Origin of the sequence: Thermomonospora cellulosilytica (assembly GCF_014138835.1) — a bacterium.
Taxonomy (GTDB): Bacteria; Actinomycetota; Actinomycetes; order Streptosporangiales; family Streptosporangiaceae; genus Thermomonospora; species Thermomonospora amylolytica.
This window is the reverse complement of sequence record NZ_JACJII010000001.1, coordinates 7224594-7239552: the sequence shown is the minus strand read 5'-3', so window position 1 is coordinate 7239552 and position 14959 is coordinate 7224594. Positions and strand designations below refer to the sequence as shown.

Here is a 14959-nt window from a genome sequence, read left to right as displayed (position 1 = left end):
GAGAGGGCCTTGGCCGCACCACCGTCCCCCCGGGTGGCAGCGTGGCGGAGGCCCCGTCTCCTCCTGGCCGTCGCCGCCGTGCTGGCCGTGGCCGTCGGCGGCGGCGCCTGGGGGTTCCAGGCGTTGACCGAGCCGTGCCCGGGCGCGCCGCTGCCGGTGACGGTGGTCGCGCAGCCGGAGATCGTCCCGGCGCTGCGCGACATCGGCGACCGGTTCGGCACCCAGCGCCACCGCGTGCAGGACCGCTGCGTCGAGGTCCGCGTCGTCGCCGAGGAGTCCGCCGCGACCGCCGCCGCCCTGGCCGGGCGCCGGGTCCGGGCCGACGCGTGGGTGCCGTCGTCGTCGGTCTGGTTCACCGTCGCCCTCGACGCGGGCGCCGACCCCGGCGTGGTGCCCGAGCAGGCCGGGCCGCTGGCCGGCTCCGCCGTCGTGCTGGCCACCACCCGGGCCGCCTGGGAGGAATTGCGGAGGGCGGGGGCCGAGCCGAGCTGGCGGCTGCTGCGATCCGGCCGGGTCGAGGGCGTCGGGGTGGCCCGCCGGATGCCCGACCCGGCCTCGCACGCGACCGGGATGTTCGCGATGATCGCCCTCGACCGGGAGGGCGGCGTCGGCGACCGCCTGGTGCGGGAACTGCGCGACGCCGCCCCGGAGAAGGGCCGTTCCGTGCTGGACGAGCTGCTGACGGCCGAACGCTTCGCACGCCCCCTGGTCGTCACCAGCGAGCAGGCCGTGGTCGCCCACAACCGGCGCAACGAGCCCAACCCCGCGGTCGTCCTCATGCCGCGCGAGGGCACGTTGATGCTCGAGTACCCGTTCACCGGCCTGACCAAGGACCCGGTGCGGCTCCAGGCCGTCGACGCGTTCGCGTCCGCGCTGCGTTCCCGCGCCGCCCGGCAGACCTTCCAGCGGTACGGGTTCCGCGCCCCGGACGGCACCCTCATCGGCACCTACGCCTCCCGCCACGGGCTGCGGGAGACCCCGCCCAGGGCGCTGGAGCTGCCGACGCAGGACGACGTGCTGGACGCCCACGCCTCCTGGCGCTAGCGGACCTCGATGAACGCGTCCGGGGACCGCGGCGGACGCTCGCGGGGCGGCGCGGCGGCGTGACCGACGCCGACCGCGCCCATCGGGTCCCAGTCCGCCGGCAGGTCCAGCACCTCGCGCACCACGTCGCGGCAGAACATCGTGCTGGACACCCAGCAGGAGCCCAGTCCCTCGACGGCCAGGGCGACCAGCAGGTTCTCCACCCCGGCGCCCATCGCGACCACGAACATCTCCCGTTCGGCGGTCGACCGGCGCTCGTCGGGGTAGTCGTGCGAGCCGTCCATCACCAGGCACGGAACGATCAGGTACGGGGCGCGCCGCAGCACGTCGCCGCGCCGCAGCCGCCGGGCGACCGACTCGTCGGAGAACCCGTCCCGGCGCAGGTCCGCCTCCCATGCGTCGCGCATCGCGTCCAGCAGCCGCACCCGCGCCTGCGCCGACTCCAGCAGCACGAACCGCCACGGGGTGGTGTGGTGCGGGGCCGGGGCGGTGATCGCCGCCGCCACCGCCCGCCGCACCGCCGCGGGGTCCACCGGGTCGCCGGTGAACTCCCGGATGGTCCGCCGCTGGTACAGCACCTCCGAGGGCCCGTACCGGAACATGTCCTCCTCGGCCGGCCGGATCAGGGCCCGCGCCCCCGGCCCGTCCTCGGCGGTGACCAGGTCGCCCAGCCCCCGCACGATCGCCACCGGCACCCCGGCGAGCTTGCCCTTGACCAGTTCGGCGGCGGAGGCGATCTCGTCGGCGACCGCGGTGACCGTGCTGTCCAGCCGGTTGCCGTAGGCGTCGGTGCGGCCCCGCAGGTCCGCCAGCGGCGCCAGCCCGGCCGCCCCGATCGCGGTGTCCACCAGGCCCTGCCGCCAGGGCCGCCCCATCGTGTCGGTCACCAGCACGGCGACCTCGGCCCCGGTGCGCTCGCGCAGCCCGGCCCGGATCCGGCGGGCCGACGCGTCGGGGTCCTCCGGCAGCAGCAGCACCGTGCCGGGCGCGGTGTTGGAGGCGTCCACCCCGGCGGCGGCCAGCACCAGCCCCTGCCGGGTCTGCACGATCCGGGTCTCGCCGCCCGGATGCGCCCGCCGCGCCACCACCCGCACCGTCTCGGCGTCGATCGCCTTGCTCCGGTCGGCGGCGGCCAGCGTCCGGCCCTCCGCCTTGCTGACGATCTTGGAGGTGACCACCACCACGTCCCCGTCGGCGAGCGTGCACGCCCCGGCGATCAGCGCGGCCAGGTCGGCGCCCTCGGTCACCTCCGGCAGGCCGGGCACCCCGGCGATCTCGATCCTCATCGCAGCTCCCCGGCCAGGTCCAGGGCCGCCCGCGCGATGTCGGCGGCGGCGTCCACGTCGGTCATCAGCAGCGGGCGGGCCCGTACGGCGATGCCCGCGATCCCCTCGGCGGCCACGGCGGCGTCGGTCTCGTCCACCAGCCAGCCGTCCAGCAGCTCCGGCCCGTAGTGCTCGGCGACCGCGCGGGCGCTGGTCTCCACGCCGATCGCCGCCAGGCAGGCGTCGGCCATGCCGCGCACCGGCGCGCCGCCGATGATCGGGGACACCCCCACCACGGTCCTGGCCGCCACCGCCTCCCGGATGCCCGGCACCGCCAGGATGGTGCCCACGCTGACCACCGGGTTGGACGGCGGCAGCAGCACCGCGTCGGCGTCGGCGATCGCCTCCAGCACCCCGGGCGCGGGCTTGGCGTCCTCCGCGCCGATCGGGGTGATCGCCTCGGCGGGCACCGAGGCCCGCAGCCGCACCCACCACTCCTGGAAGTGGATCGCCCGGCGGCCCTGTTCGTCGGTGATCACCACATGGGTCTCGACCCGGTCGTCGGTCATCGGGATCAGCCGCACCCCCGGATTCCACCGGTGGCACAGTGCCTCGGTGACCGCCGACAGCGGGTACCCGGCGTTCATCATCTGGGTCCGCACGATGTGGGTGGCGAAGTCCCGGTCGCCCAGCCCGAACCACGCCGGCCCGACCTCGTAGGCCGCCAGCTCCTCCTTGACGTGGAACGTCTCGTCGGCGCGGCCCCAGCCCCGCTCCTCGTCGATCCCGCCGCCGAGGGTGTACATCACGGTGTCCAGATCCGGACACACCTTCAGGCCGAACAGGAAGATGTCGTCGCCGGTGTTGCCCACGACGGTGATCTCGGCGTCGGGCGCGGCGCGCTTCAGCCCGCGCAGGAAGCGGGCCCCGCCGATACCGCCCGCAAGCACCACGATCCTCATGGACGTCCAGCCTAGGCAGGTCCCCGGCACGACGGTGCGGACGGGTGCGCGGACGGGGCCGTGGACGAGGGCGGCGGACGGGTGTCGGGGGCGGACGAGCGGACCCGCGGTGTGCAAAGCTTTGCGGGTCGGCATGACGCATTCGCAACGCAATCTGGAGACAGACGTGAACAAGGAAGCGGTCCAGCGCCTGCGCGAACCGGCCGCCTGGGTCCTCGTCGGCGCGGCCGCCGCGCACGTGCTCGCGGGTCTGGTCGTCCTGCTGTTCGAGGAGGGCAAGTTCTCCTACCGGGCGCTGAGCGAGACGGTGACCGGCAGCCTGGTCTCGAGCATCGGGCTGGCCGCCCTCCTGGTCACGGCGGTCTTCCTGGCCGCCTGGCGGGACACCCCGGGCAAGCAGGCCCGCACCGTGGTGATCGCCGCGCTGGCCGTGTTCGGCGTTGCGCTGCTGTTCGGGGCGCTGGCGTGGGCGGCGGGGCTGCTGGCCGGCGGCGAGTCGGTGGAGATCGGCGGCCGGGAGATCACCACCGGCGAGGTCTCCGGCACCTCCAAGCTGGCCGCGTTCCTGTACGGCGTGGCCAAGCTGGCGGTCCTGGGCGTCGGCGCGTGGTTCACCTTCACCGTGTTCCAGAGCCTGCAGCCGGCCCGGCCCGTGCCGCCGATGCAGCAGGGCTACCCCGGCTACGGCTACCAGCAGGGCGGCTACCAGCAGCCGGGCGTGGAGGGTCAGGCCGCCGCCCCGCCCGCGCAGCCCCAGTACGACCCGCAGCAGTACCAGCAGTACCAGCAGCCCCAGCAGTACGACCCGCAGCACTACCAGCAGCAGGGCCAGCCTCCGCAGCAGGGCTACCAGCAGGGCGGCTACCAGCAGCAGGCCGGCCAGTCGCTGGAGGAGGAGAGCGCCGGCGAGTGGACCCGCGCCTACGGCGGCGGCCAGGACCCGGCCCAGGGGGCGCAGGGGTCCCAGGGGTACGGTCAGCAGCCGGGATACGGCCCGCCGGGACAGTCCCCGGAGGCCGGCGGCGGTGAGTGGTACCGCGACAACCGGCAGTAAAAATTTGCTGGTCGGACCACAGGTCCCGGCAGTTGGCACCGATAGGCCCGCTATGCCCTTGGCAGGCGGGCGTTCGGCTTGACGGAGCACGCGCCACACCCGTGTAATTTCATAGGTGTAGTTCTTCTCCCCGGGGGGACACAGGGCCGGGAGAAGGGCGTTCATCGGGGGCTCCACGGGCTAGGAGGTGCGCTGTGAGCGAGGTCGTCATCCCGCTGGCGCACGGCACATTCGGTGAAGAGTTGGGCTGGCAGGAGCGCGCCCTGTGCGCGCAGACGGATCCGGAGGCGTTCTTTCCGGAGAAGGGCGGCTCGACCCGCGAGGCGAAGAAGGTGTGCCGGGCTTGCGAGGTCCGGGCCGAGTGCCTGGAGTACGCGCTGCAGCACGACGAGCGTTTCGGCATCTGGGGAGGGCTGTCGGAACGCGAGCGCCGCAAGCTCAAGCGTCAGGCGGTCTGAGCGGCCGCCGCCCGGTCCCTCCGGGCGGCGCGGGCCCTGCGGGCCCGCGGTTGCGGGGGATGGCGGGCACGACCGGCACCGGTACGCGTATGGTGATTGCGCCGCGCCCGCCCGGCGGCCGACATCACCGGCGGCCGGGTCCGGCACGGCCGGCCAGGCCCGCCCGGCGGGCGGCCGACCCGCCCCCGGTCGCCGGGGAGCGGGCCACTGACCGTCGACCCAGATCGAGGGATCCCTTGTCGCCCGCTCTCGATCGCCACGTCGTCACCGCCGTGCTGGTCGCCCACCAGGGGGCGCGCTGGCTGCCGGAGACGCTGAAGGCGCTGCTCACGCAGACCCGCCCGGTGCAACGCCTCGTCGCCGTGGACACCGGCAGCACCGACCGCGGCCCCGCCGTGCTCACCGAGGTCGCCGGGGAGGGCAACCTGCTGCGGCTGCCGCCCGGCACCGGCTACGGCGACGCCGTCGCCGAGGCGCTGCGGCACCGCGCCGCGTCCCTGCCGGTCCCCGACGAGGAGCCGGGCGCCCCGCGCACCGAGTGGATCTGGCTGCTGCACGACGACTCGGCGCCCGCGCCCGACGCGCTGGCCATGCTGCTGCGCGCCGCCGACGCCGATCCCGACGCCGCGATCCTCGGCCCCAAGCTGCGCGACTGGGACGACCGCCGCCGCCTGCTGGAACTCGGCGTCACCATCGACGGCGCCGGCCGCCGCGGCACCGGCGTCGAGCACCTCGAACTCGACCAGGGCCAGCACGACGGCACCCGCGCCGTGCTGGCGGTCAGCACCGCCGGGATGCTGGTGCGCCGCGAGACGTACGAGAAGGTCGGCGGGCTGGACCCGGCGTTCGGGCTGTTCCGCGACGACGTGGACCTGTGCTGGCGGGTGCAGGCCGCCGGGCACCGGGTGCTGGCCGTCAGCGACGCGGTCGTGCACCACGCCGAGGCGTCCGCGCGCGGGCTCCGCGAGATCGGCGCGCCGATCGGCTCCCCGCGCCGCCGCGACCGCCGCAACGCCCTGTACGTGCTGCTGGCCAACCTGCCCACCGGGCCGGCGCTGCGCGCGCTGGCCCGCAACCTGCTCGGCACCGCGCTGCGCACCCTGTACCTGCTGGCGGTCAAACGGCAGGACGCCGCCCGCGACGAGATCGCCGCGTTCGGCGACGTGCTGCGCGCCCCCCGCGCGCTGCTGCGCGCCCGCCGCTCCCGGGCCGCCGGACGCCGCCGCGTCTACCACCACATCCGCCGGTTCCAGCCCCGCCGGGTGGCGCTGCGCCGCCTGTACGAGCACATCGCCACCGCCGTCTCCCGCGAGGGCCGGCACCGCGACGAGCCCGGCGACACCCCGAAGGGCCCCGGCCCGCTGCGGCGGCTCCTGGCCCACCCCGGCGCGGTGGCGGTGCTCGGCCTCGGCGCCGTGACCCTCGCCGCCGAGCGCACCCTCATCGCCGCGGGCGGCCGGCTCGGCGGCGGCGCGCTGCTGCCTCCGCCGGGCGGGGCGAGCGACCTGTGGGAGCGGTACGCGGCGGGCTGGCATCCGGTCGGGCTGGGCTCGGCCGAGCAGGCGCCCCCGTCCCTCGGCGTGCTGGCCGCGCTGTCCACGCTGACCCTCGGCAAGCCCTGGCTGGCGGTGTCGATCCTGCTGCTGGGCTGCGTTCCGCTGGCCGGGCTGACCTCGTACGCCGCCGCCCGCGCCCTAGTGGCGGAGCCGCCGCCGACCGGCCGCCGCGCCCGCAGGCAGGACGGCAGGCTCCGGGTGCCGCTGCCGGCGGTGCGGATCTGGATCGCGGTCACGTACGCGCTGCTGCCGGTCGCCACCGGGGCCGTCGCGGGCGGCCGGCTGGGCACCGCCGTGGTGCACGTCCTGCTGCCGCTCGTGGTGTGGTGCTTCGCCCGCATGTACGCGCTGCCCCGCAGCCGCCCGCTGCCGCGCAAGCAGCGCCGCCGGGCGGCCTGGGGGGCGGCCCTGCTGCTGGCGGTGTGCATGGCGTTCGTGCCGCTGGTATGGCCGCTGGCGGTGTTCGGCGGCGTGCTGGTCTGGGCGGCGTTCGGCACCGGCCGCACCCGCCGCGTGGACCGCGGGCTGGTGGTGGCGCTGGGCGTCCCGCCGCTGTTGCTGCTGCCGTGGACCCTCGCGCTGCTCGCCCACCCGTCGCGGTTCCTGCTGGAGACCGGGCTGCACCCGGGGGCCGACCCCGTGCCCGCCGCGGCCCGGCTGCTGGCCCTCAACCCCGGCGGCCCGGGCACCCCGCCGCCGTGGGCGCTGGGCGGGGTGCTGCTGATCGCCGTGCTGGCGCTGCCGCTGCGCAGCCGCCGGATGCTGGTGCTGGTCGGCTGGACGCTGGCGCTGTTCGGGCTGCTGGCGGCGATCGGCGTCAGCGCGGTCACGGTGACCAAGGGCGCCGACCGGGGCGCGGTCTGGCCGGGCGTCGCGCTGCTCCCGGCCGCCGCGGGGATCCTGCTGGCCGCCACCGCCGCCGTGCTGCGCGCCCGGGAGACCCTGGCGGGCAAGCATCTGCCGTACCGGGCGGGCGGTGCGCTGGTGCTGCTGGCCGCACTGACCGCGCCGGTGGCGGCGGCGGGCGCGTGGGTCGCCGGAGGGGCCCGCGACCCGATCGGGGAGGTGCCGGCCGACACCGTCCCGCCGTTCCTGGCCGGACCCGCCGGGCCGCGCACGCTGGTGCTGGACCGGGACGAGGGCGGCCGGGTGACCTACACCGTCCTGCGGGGCGCCGAGCCCGGACTGGGGGACGCCGAGACGCCGACGCCGGAACCGGTCCGCCGCCGGATGGACGCGCTGGTCGCCGCGTTCGCCGCCGGGCACGGCGACGGGGCCGCCCTCACCCGGATGGGCGTGCAGTACGTCCTGGTGCCCCGGCCCGCAGAGGACCCCACCACCGCCGTGCTGGACTCGGCTCCAGGGCTGTCGCGCACCAGCCGCACCGACGAGTTCGGGGTCTGGCGGCTGCAGTCGTCGTCCGGGCGGCTGCTGCTCATCGACCGCGGCACCGTCACCCCGCTGGCCGCCGGGCGCGTGACGGCCTCGGTGGACATCCCGCGCGGCACCGGCGCCCGCACCCTTCTGCTGGCCGAGCCCGCCGACGACGGCTGGCGCGCCACCCTCGACGGCAGGGAGCTGACCGGCCGCCGGTTCGACGGATGGGCGCTGGCCTATGACGTCCCGGCCGCGGGCGGGCGGTTCGAACTGCGCCGCAGCGAACGGCTGCGGCACGTGTGGGTCGCGGTGCAGGGCGCGGCGGTGCTGGTCGTCGCGGCGCTGGCGCTGCCCGGCGCGCAGGCGGGCGGCGTGCTCGGCGTGCCCGGCCGGACCCGTCGCAGGCCGGGCGGGCGTCGCGCCCGGCGCGCGTCCGGTGAGCCGTCCGGCCCCGCCGCCCCGGACGGACCCGCCCCCGAGACCGATGCCACGCCGCCGGTCACCGCTGGAGAGCCCGCATGACCGACCTGCCCGAGCCCCCGCCCCCCGCCGAGCAGGAACGCCCCGACCCGGACGTCCCGCCGCAGGACGCCGGGACCGAGCCCGCGCCCGAGCCGGAACGGCGCGGCGGCCGCAGGCGGCGCACGGCGACCCGGCGGAGGCGGATCGACCTGTGGAGCCGGCGGCTGGTGCTGCTGGCCGAGCAGGTGCTGCGCTACCGCTACGCCACGGCGGCGCTCGTCCTGCTGGCGGTGCTGGCGCTGTACGGGGTCGCCGCCCTGTCCCGCCCGGCCGCCGACGGCGCCGCCGCGGGCGCCCGCATCCCGGTCACCACGGCTGTGCTGGCCTGCCCCGCACCCGGTGGATCCACGGTCGGCGTGCTCGCCCCGCCGTCCTCCGGCACCGGCAGGGCGGACGTGATCTCCAGCGAGAACGGCGCGGTCGTCGCCTCCCCGGCCAGGCCCGGGGTGCCCTGGAGCCAGGAGGTCGAGGGCGGCCCGGACGCGTACACGATCCGGGCGCAGGGCGCGCAGGCGGCGGGACTGCAGGCCGAGCGGACCACCTACTACGACGAGGGCGCCGACCGCGGCCTGGCCGCCGCCCGCTGCACCGGGCCGGGCGTCGACCACTGGTTCCTCGGCCCCGGCCCGCTGGAGGCCGACCTCATCGACGTCCACCTCACCAACGTCGACGCCCAGCCCGCCACCGTCGACCTCACCGCGCTGTCCGGAGACGGCCCGCTGGACACCGTCGACGGACGCGGCATCCCCGTCGAGCCGGGCACCACCAAGGTGATCCGTCTCGGCGACGCGCCCGAAGGGCTCGGCGAGATCGTGCGTACGGCGCAGATCGTGGCGCTGAAGGTGCACGCCACCGCGGGCCGGGTCGCCGCCGCCGTCCGGGTGCGGATCGGCGAGGAGAAGGGAGTGGACTGGCTGCCTCCGGCCGGGGCCCCGGCGACCGCGCTCACCGTGCCGGGCGTCCCGGGGGACGCGGGCACCCGGCGGCTGCTGGTGGCCGTGCCCGGCCAGGACGACGCCCGCATCCGGATCCGGGTGATCACCGAGTCGGGGTCGTTCGCGCCGGAGGGACAGGACACCTTCCACGCGCCCGCCGGGACCGTCACCCCGCTGGCCCTGGAGCGCGCGCTGTCCGGCAAGCCCGCGGCGGTGCGGCTGACCGCCGACCGGCCGATCGTGGCGGGCTTCACCGCCGAACGCGGCGGCGACGTCGGCTACGGGGCGGCGACCGCTCCGCTGGGCGAGGCGGGCGGGGTGATCGCCGACAACCGGTTCGAGTCCGTGCTGCTGCTCACCGCGCCGGACGGGGCGGCGAGCGTCCGGGTCGCCACGGTGAACGCCCAGGGCGCGGCGGGCGCCCCGCGGCAGGTGCGGATCGCCGCCGGGCGCACCGCCGAGGTCGAGCTCTCCCCGCCGGCGGGCACGGACGAGGACGCGGGCTTCGGGGTCCTGGTGGTGCCGCAGCCGGGATCCGGGCCGGTGCACGCCGCCCGGATCATGGCGACCGGGCGGGACGGCCGCCTGTTCACCGTGCTGCCGGTCACGCCCGCGCAGACCACGCTGCTGCTGCCGCCGGTGCTGGACTCCCAGCGGGCGGTGCTGCCCTGATCCGCCGCGGGATCGTTCCCGGAAGGGACGGGGCAGAGGAGCTCCGCGGAGCGGGCCCGGGTCGCCCGGAACGGCGGGTCAGTCGTCGGGGGAGTCGTAGCTGGGGTCGACCGACTCCGGGGACAGGCCCAGCAGGTCGGCGACCGCCTCCACCAGCACGTCGCGCACCAGCCGCATCAGCTCCCGCTCGTCGATGCCGCGCCAGGCCCCTCCGGTCGCCCCGGCGCGGGCCTCGACCGGCCGCCGGTAGACCACGATCCGCTGCGGACGGCCGCCGCCGGGCGGGCGGGTCTGGCTGAGCGGCACCGGCTCGTCGGGCCGCGGGTCGGCCCGCGGGACGTCCTCGACCAGGAACTCCACACCGGCCAGTTCGCGGCCCCAGCGGCGGGCCAGCCGGCCGACCTCGTCGCGCACCAGCCCGTCGAACCGTTCCGCGCGGGTCAGCGCGAACGGCGCGTCGGCGGGCATCAGCGGTCCCCGCACACCGCGGCCGTGCCGGTCGCGGCGCCGGATCCGTGGGCCGTGGGCGGTGTCGCTCACCGGCCGGCGCCCTCCGTGCAGGGTGCCGTGATGGCGGTCAGGGATCGCACAACAGCGAGCTTATCCCTCCGGACCGCCCGGCGGCATGCGGCGCAGCGTGCCGGGGTCGATGCGCATCGTCCCGGTCGATGGTGATTCGGAGCGGTAATGGCGACACGGCCGCGACGGTGGTGGCGTATCGGCCGGTTCGGGAGTACGGTCGGCCATCGTGAGCCCCGCCCGAATCTGCTCCCGCACCGCGTGCAAGGAGCCAGCAGTCTTCACGCTCACGTACGTCTACCGGGACTCCACCGCGGTCCTCGGTCCGCTCGCCACGTACGCCGAGCCGCACTGCTACGACCTGTGCGCGGAGCACTCCGAGCGGCTCACCGCCCCGATGGGCTGGGAACTGGTCCGCCTGCCCGTCGAGGACACCCGCCCCAGCACCGACGACCTGGAGGCCCTCGCCGACGCCGTCCGCGAGGCCGCCAAGCCCTCCGGCTCCGCCGCCGAACCGGTCGGCCAGGGCGTCGAGGTCGGCCGCCGCGGCCACCTGCGCGTGCTGCGCTCCGGCCCGCCGCCCGCCGCCCGCGACACCGGGCAGCCCCAGAAGTCCGACTGACCCGGCCGGCGCGGGGACGGTCCGATCCGCTTCGGGTGTGTGGGGGTCGTCGCCCGCGAGCCAGTAGGCTCATGTCCCCGTACACCACAGACGGCGTACGGCCAGGACGAGCAGGGGGCGGGAGTGGGCGACGTCGCCAAGATCTTCAAGGCGTACGACATCCGCGGCGTGGTTCCGGGAGAGCTCGACGAGGACATCGCCGAGGCGGTGGGCGCGGCGTTCGTCCGCGTCACCGGCGCGCGGACCGTGGTGACCGCGCACGACATGCGCACCTCCTCCGGGCCGCTGGCGGCGGCGTTCGCGCGCGGCGCCACCGGGCAGGGCGCGGACGTGATCGAGGCCGGGCTCGGCTCCACCGACCTGCTGTACTACGCCAGCGGCAGCCTGGACGTGCCCGGCGTCATGTTCACCGCCAGCCACAACCCGGCCCGCTACAACGGCATGAAGATGTGCCGCGCCGGGGCCCGCCCCATCGGCCGCGACACCGGCCTGGCCGAGATCCGCGCGCTGGTCGAGCAGGGCGTGCCCGCCTGCGACGGCCCGCGCGGCACGGTGACCCGCCGGGACCTGCTGGCCGGGTACGCCGACCACCTGAAGACCCTGGTCGACCTGAGCGGCATCCGCCCGCTCAAGGTCGCCGTGGACGCCGGCAACGGGATGGCCGGGCACACCGTCCCCCCCGTCTTCGCCGGGCTGCCGATCGAGCTGGTGCCGCTGTACTTCGAGCTGGACGGGACGTTCCCCAACCACGAGGCCAACCCGATCGAGCCGGAGAACCTGCGCGACCTGCAGGCCGCCGTGCGCGAGTCCGGCGCCGACATCGGGCTGGCCTTCGACGGGGACGCCGACCGCTGCTTCGTGGTCGACGAGCGCGGCGAGATCGTCTCCCCGTCGGCGGTCACCGCGCTGGTGGCCGCCCGCGAGCTGGCCAAGCACCCGGGCGCGCCGATCGTGCACAACCTGATCACCTCGCGGGCGGTGCCGGAGATCATCGCCGAGCACGGCGGGAGGCCGGTGCGCACCCGGGTCGGGCACTCGTTCATCAAGCAGACCATGGCCGAGACCGGCGCGGTGTTCGGCGGCGAGCACTCGGCGCACTTCTACTTCCGCGACTTCTGGTACGCCGACTCGGGCATGCTGGCCGCGCTGCACGTGCTGGCCGCGCTCGGCGGGCAGGACGGGCCGCTGTCGAAGCTGCTGGCCGCCTACGACCGCTACCCGGCCTCCGGCGAGATCAACAGCGAGGTCGCCGACCAGGCCGCCGCCACCGAACGGGTCCGCGCCGCCTTCGCCGGCCGGCCGGGCGTTACCATCGACGGGCTCGACGGGCTGACCGTGTCCACCGACGGCTGGTGGTTCAACCTGCGGCCGTCCAACACCGAGCCGCTGCTGCGCCTCAACGCGGAGGCCACCGACGAACGGACGATGGCGGCCATCCGTGACGAGGTGCTGGCCATCGTGAGGGAGAAATAGATGAAGCTGGACTCCTGGCTGCTGGAGATCCTGGCCTGCCCCAACTGCCGGGGCGAGCTGCGGGCCGACGAGGCGGCCTCCGAGCTGGTCTGCACCGGGACCTGCGGCTACGCCTACCCGGTGCGCGACGACATCCCGGTTCTGCTGGTGGACGAGGCCCGGGCCCCCGCCTCATGAGCACGGTCGTCGACTCGGCGCGGCTGGACGACCCGGGAGCGCTGGCCGCCGCCGATCCCGGCGACATGCTCCGCCAGGTCGCCTCGTCGGCCGCGCAGGTCCGCCAGGCCCGGCTGGCCGCCTCCGAGGCGGGGCTGGCGCGGCTGGCCGAGGACGGCCGGCCGCGCGCCGTCGTGGTCACCGGGATGGGCGGCTCCGGGATCTCCGGGGACGTGCTGGCGGCGGTGTGCGGCACCGGCTGCCCGGTCCCGGTCAGCACCGTGCGCGGCTACCGGCTGCCCGGCTGGGTGGGCGCCGCCGACCTGGTGATCGCCGTGTCCTGCTCGGGCGGCACGGAGGAGACGCTGGCGGTGGCGGCCGAGGCGATGCGGCGCGGCTGCCGGATGCTGTTCGTGGGCGGCGCCGACTCCCCGCTGGCGGAGCTGGCGGTGCGGGCGCGGGCCCCGTTCGTCCCGGTGCGGTCGGCGGGACAGCCCCGCTCGACCGTGTGGGGCCTGTCGATCCCGCTGGTGATGGCCGCCCGCGCGCTGGGCCTGGCGAACGTGCCGGACGAGGTGCTGGAGGCCACCGCGGTGCGGCTGGAGGACGTGGCGCACCGGTGCCGTCCCGACAGCGAGTCGTTCGTCAACCCGGCCAAGCGGATCGCCCTGGACATGGCGGGCGAGCTGCCGATGGTGTGGGGCACCTCGGACCTGGCCGCCACCGCCGCCTACCGGATGTGCTGCCAGCTCAACGAGAACGCCAAGTACCCGGGGGTGTTCGGCGGCCTGCCGGAGGCCAACCACAACCAGGTCGTGGCGTTCGACGGGTTCTTCGCCCAGGGCGCGCCGACCGCGACGGAGGAGGACTTCTTCCGCGACCGGGCCGAGGACGTCGAGACCACCCGGCTGCGGCTGGTGGTGCTGCGGGACGCCGAGGAGCACCCGCAGGTCACCAAGCGCCGCGAGGTCTCGGCCGAGCTGGCCCGGGCCCGCGGCATCGATGTGACGGAGATCCCCGCCGAGGGCGGGCACCCGCTGGAACGCCTCGCGCATCTCATCGCCATGACGGACTACGTCACGGTTTACTTGGCTATCGCACTGGGCGTCGACCCCACGCCCGTGTCAGCCATTCAAGAGCTCAAAGCGAGGATTGCGTAGATGAGTGCTGAGGGCGGGACCAAGGCGATCGTCGCCGCATTGGCCGCCAACCTGGGCATCGCGGTGTCCAAGTTCGTGGCGTTCGTGTTCACCGGCTCGTCGTCGATGCTGGCCGAGTCCATCCACTCGGTGGCCGACTCCGGCAACCAGGCCCTGCTGCTGGTGGGGCGCAAGCGCTCCGAGCGCGCCCGCACCCCACAGCACCCGTTCGGGTACGGGCGTGAACGCTACTTCTACGCGTTCGTCGTGGCGGTGGTGCTGTTCACGGTGGGCGCGGTGTTCTCGCTGTACGAGGGCATCCACAAGATCATGGATCCGCACCACGTGGAGTCCCCGGCCTGGGCGTTCGGGGTGCTGATCGCGGCGATCATCATGGAGACGTTCTCGTTCCGCACCGCGATCGTGGAGTCCAACCACGTGCGCGGCGACAAGTCCTGGTGGCAGTTCATCCGGCACGCCAAGGCCCCCGAGCTGCCGGTGGTGCTGCTGGAGGACCTCGGCGCGCTGGTCGGCCTGATCCTCGCGCTGTTCGGCGTCACCATGGCGGTGGTCACCCACAACGGCGTCTGGGACGGCATCGGCACGGTGTGCATCGGCGTGCTGCTGGCCGCCATCGCGGTGATCCTGGCGATCGAGACCAAGAGCCTGCTGATCGGCGAGGGCGCCGGCCCCGAGGTCGAGCGGCAGATCGTCGCCTCGCTGGAGTCGGTCGAGGAGGTCGACCACGTCATCCACATCCGGACCCAGTACATCGGCCCGGACGAGCTGCTGGTCGCCGCCAAGATCGCGGTGCACCACGACGACACCGCCGCCCAGGTCGCCCAGGGCATCGACGCGGCCGAGGAGAAGGTCCGCTCGCAGTTCCCCCAGGCCCGGCTGATCTACCTGGAGCCCGCCCTCGACCAGGCCGCCGAGGAGCAGCCCGCGACCGCGGCCGAGACCACCACGACCTGACCCGAGGACCCGACCCGAGGCCCGCACGCACGAACGAGCCTCCCGGCACCCTCGCCGGGAGGCTCGTCCCATTCCCACGAGACTTCCCAGACCCCGGAAGACCCTGCACCCGAAGTTCCTGAAGGCCACCGCGAGCCGGAAGACCCTGCACCCGAGGTCACTGAAGGCCACCCGCGAGCGGGCCCGCGTGGCCGTAAGGGAGGAGGCTTTCAAGATCGCGAGGAACGAGC

General features: G+C 75.6%; 13 protein-coding genes. 10 read left to right on the top strand and 3 right to left on the bottom strand.

All coding sequences use genetic code 11. From position 1 onward, the window contains the following. The first annotated feature begins 33 nt into the window (after positions 1 to 33). On the top strand, positions 34 to 1044 hold the full coding sequence (locus HNR21_RS33940; RefSeq protein ID WP_182708325.1) for a substrate-binding domain-containing protein: 1011 nt from the start codon (positions 34 to 36) through the stop codon (positions 1042 to 1044). On the opposite strand, the gene HNR21_RS33935 is transcribed toward HNR21_RS33940, so the two are convergent. Both HNR21_RS33935 and cofD read right to left on the bottom strand, forming a co-directional pair. Beyond that, positions 1041 to 2330: a coenzyme F420-0:L-glutamate ligase gene (locus HNR21_RS33935; protein WP_119728680.1), complete on the bottom strand. Its 1290-nt coding sequence runs from the start codon at positions 2328 to 2330 to the stop codon at positions 1041 to 1043. The two genes, HNR21_RS33940 and HNR21_RS33935, sit on opposite strands and share 4 nt — an antisense overlap. Next, the gene (cofD, locus tag HNR21_RS33930; protein ID WP_182708324.1) at positions 2327 to 3271 is read right to left on the bottom strand and encodes a 2-phospho-L-lactate transferase; all 945 of its coding nucleotides are present in this window, start codon (positions 3269 to 3271) and stop codon (positions 2327 to 2329) included. The genes HNR21_RS33935 and cofD overlap by 4 nt, the downstream gene beginning before the upstream one ends. Before the next feature lie 166 nt (positions 3272 to 3437). Here cofD and HNR21_RS33925 point away from each other — a divergent pair, with 166 nt between their 5' ends. The 4 genes from HNR21_RS33925 to HNR21_RS33910 all read left to right on the top strand — a co-directional run bounded on the left by HNR21_RS33925 (position 3438) and on the right by HNR21_RS33910 (position 9845). After that, complete coding sequence (locus HNR21_RS33925) at positions 3438 to 4325, top strand: hypothetical protein (protein WP_182708323.1); 888 nt, start codon at positions 3438 to 3440, stop codon at positions 4323 to 4325. A gap of 194 nt (positions 4326 to 4519) precedes the next feature. Then, on the top strand, positions 4520 to 4783 hold the full coding sequence (locus HNR21_RS33920; RefSeq protein WP_103936885.1) for a WhiB family transcriptional regulator: 264 nt from the start codon (positions 4520 to 4522) through the stop codon (positions 4781 to 4783). Positions 4784 to 5019: 236 nt separating this feature from the next. Beyond that, entirely contained in the window at positions 5020 to 8238 is a 3219-nt protein-coding gene (locus HNR21_RS33915) for a glycosyltransferase family 2 protein (RefSeq protein ID WP_182708322.1), read from the top strand. Beyond that, positions 8235 to 9845, top strand: a complete 1611-nt coding sequence (locus HNR21_RS33910; protein WP_182708321.1) for a DUF5719 family protein — start codon at positions 8235 to 8237, stop codon at positions 9843 to 9845. The genes HNR21_RS33915 and HNR21_RS33910 overlap by 4 nt, the downstream gene beginning before the upstream one ends. A gap of 78 nt (positions 9846 to 9923) precedes the next feature. Here HNR21_RS33910 and HNR21_RS33905 read toward each other — a convergent pair whose 3' ends face one another. Continuing rightward, on the bottom strand, positions 9924 to 10358 hold the full coding sequence (locus HNR21_RS33905; protein WP_376766635.1) for a metallopeptidase family protein: 435 nt from the start codon (positions 10356 to 10358) through the stop codon (positions 9924 to 9926). A 235-nt stretch (positions 10359 to 10593) separates the two neighbouring features. On the opposite strand from HNR21_RS33905, the gene HNR21_RS33900 reads away from it, so the two are divergent. From HNR21_RS33900 to HNR21_RS33880, 5 genes are all read left to right on the top strand, one after another. Then, positions 10594 to 10986: a DUF3499 domain-containing protein gene (locus tag HNR21_RS33900; RefSeq protein ID WP_119728685.1), complete on the top strand. Its 393-nt coding sequence runs from the start codon at positions 10594 to 10596 to the stop codon at positions 10984 to 10986. A gap of 123 nt (positions 10987 to 11109) precedes the next feature. Further along, positions 11110 to 12459 carry a phosphomannomutase/phosphoglucomutase gene (locus HNR21_RS33895; protein WP_119728686.1) on the top strand — a complete coding sequence of 450 codons (1350 nt, stop codon included), beginning with the start codon at positions 11110 to 11112 and terminating at the stop codon, positions 12457 to 12459. Next, entirely contained in the window at positions 12460 to 12636 is a 177-nt protein-coding gene (locus HNR21_RS33890; protein ID WP_119728687.1) for a Trm112 family protein, read from the top strand. Continuing rightward, a complete protein-coding gene (locus tag HNR21_RS33885) occupies positions 12633 to 13775 on the top strand; it encodes a bifunctional phosphoglucose/phosphomannose isomerase (RefSeq protein ID WP_182708320.1) in 1143 nt (380 codons plus the stop codon). The genes HNR21_RS33890 and HNR21_RS33885 overlap by 4 nt, the downstream gene beginning before the upstream one ends. Then, complete coding sequence (locus tag HNR21_RS33880; protein WP_182708319.1) at positions 13776 to 14729, top strand: cation diffusion facilitator family transporter; 954 nt, start codon at positions 13776 to 13778, stop codon at positions 14727 to 14729. Positions 14730 to 14959: the final 230 nt, after the last annotated feature.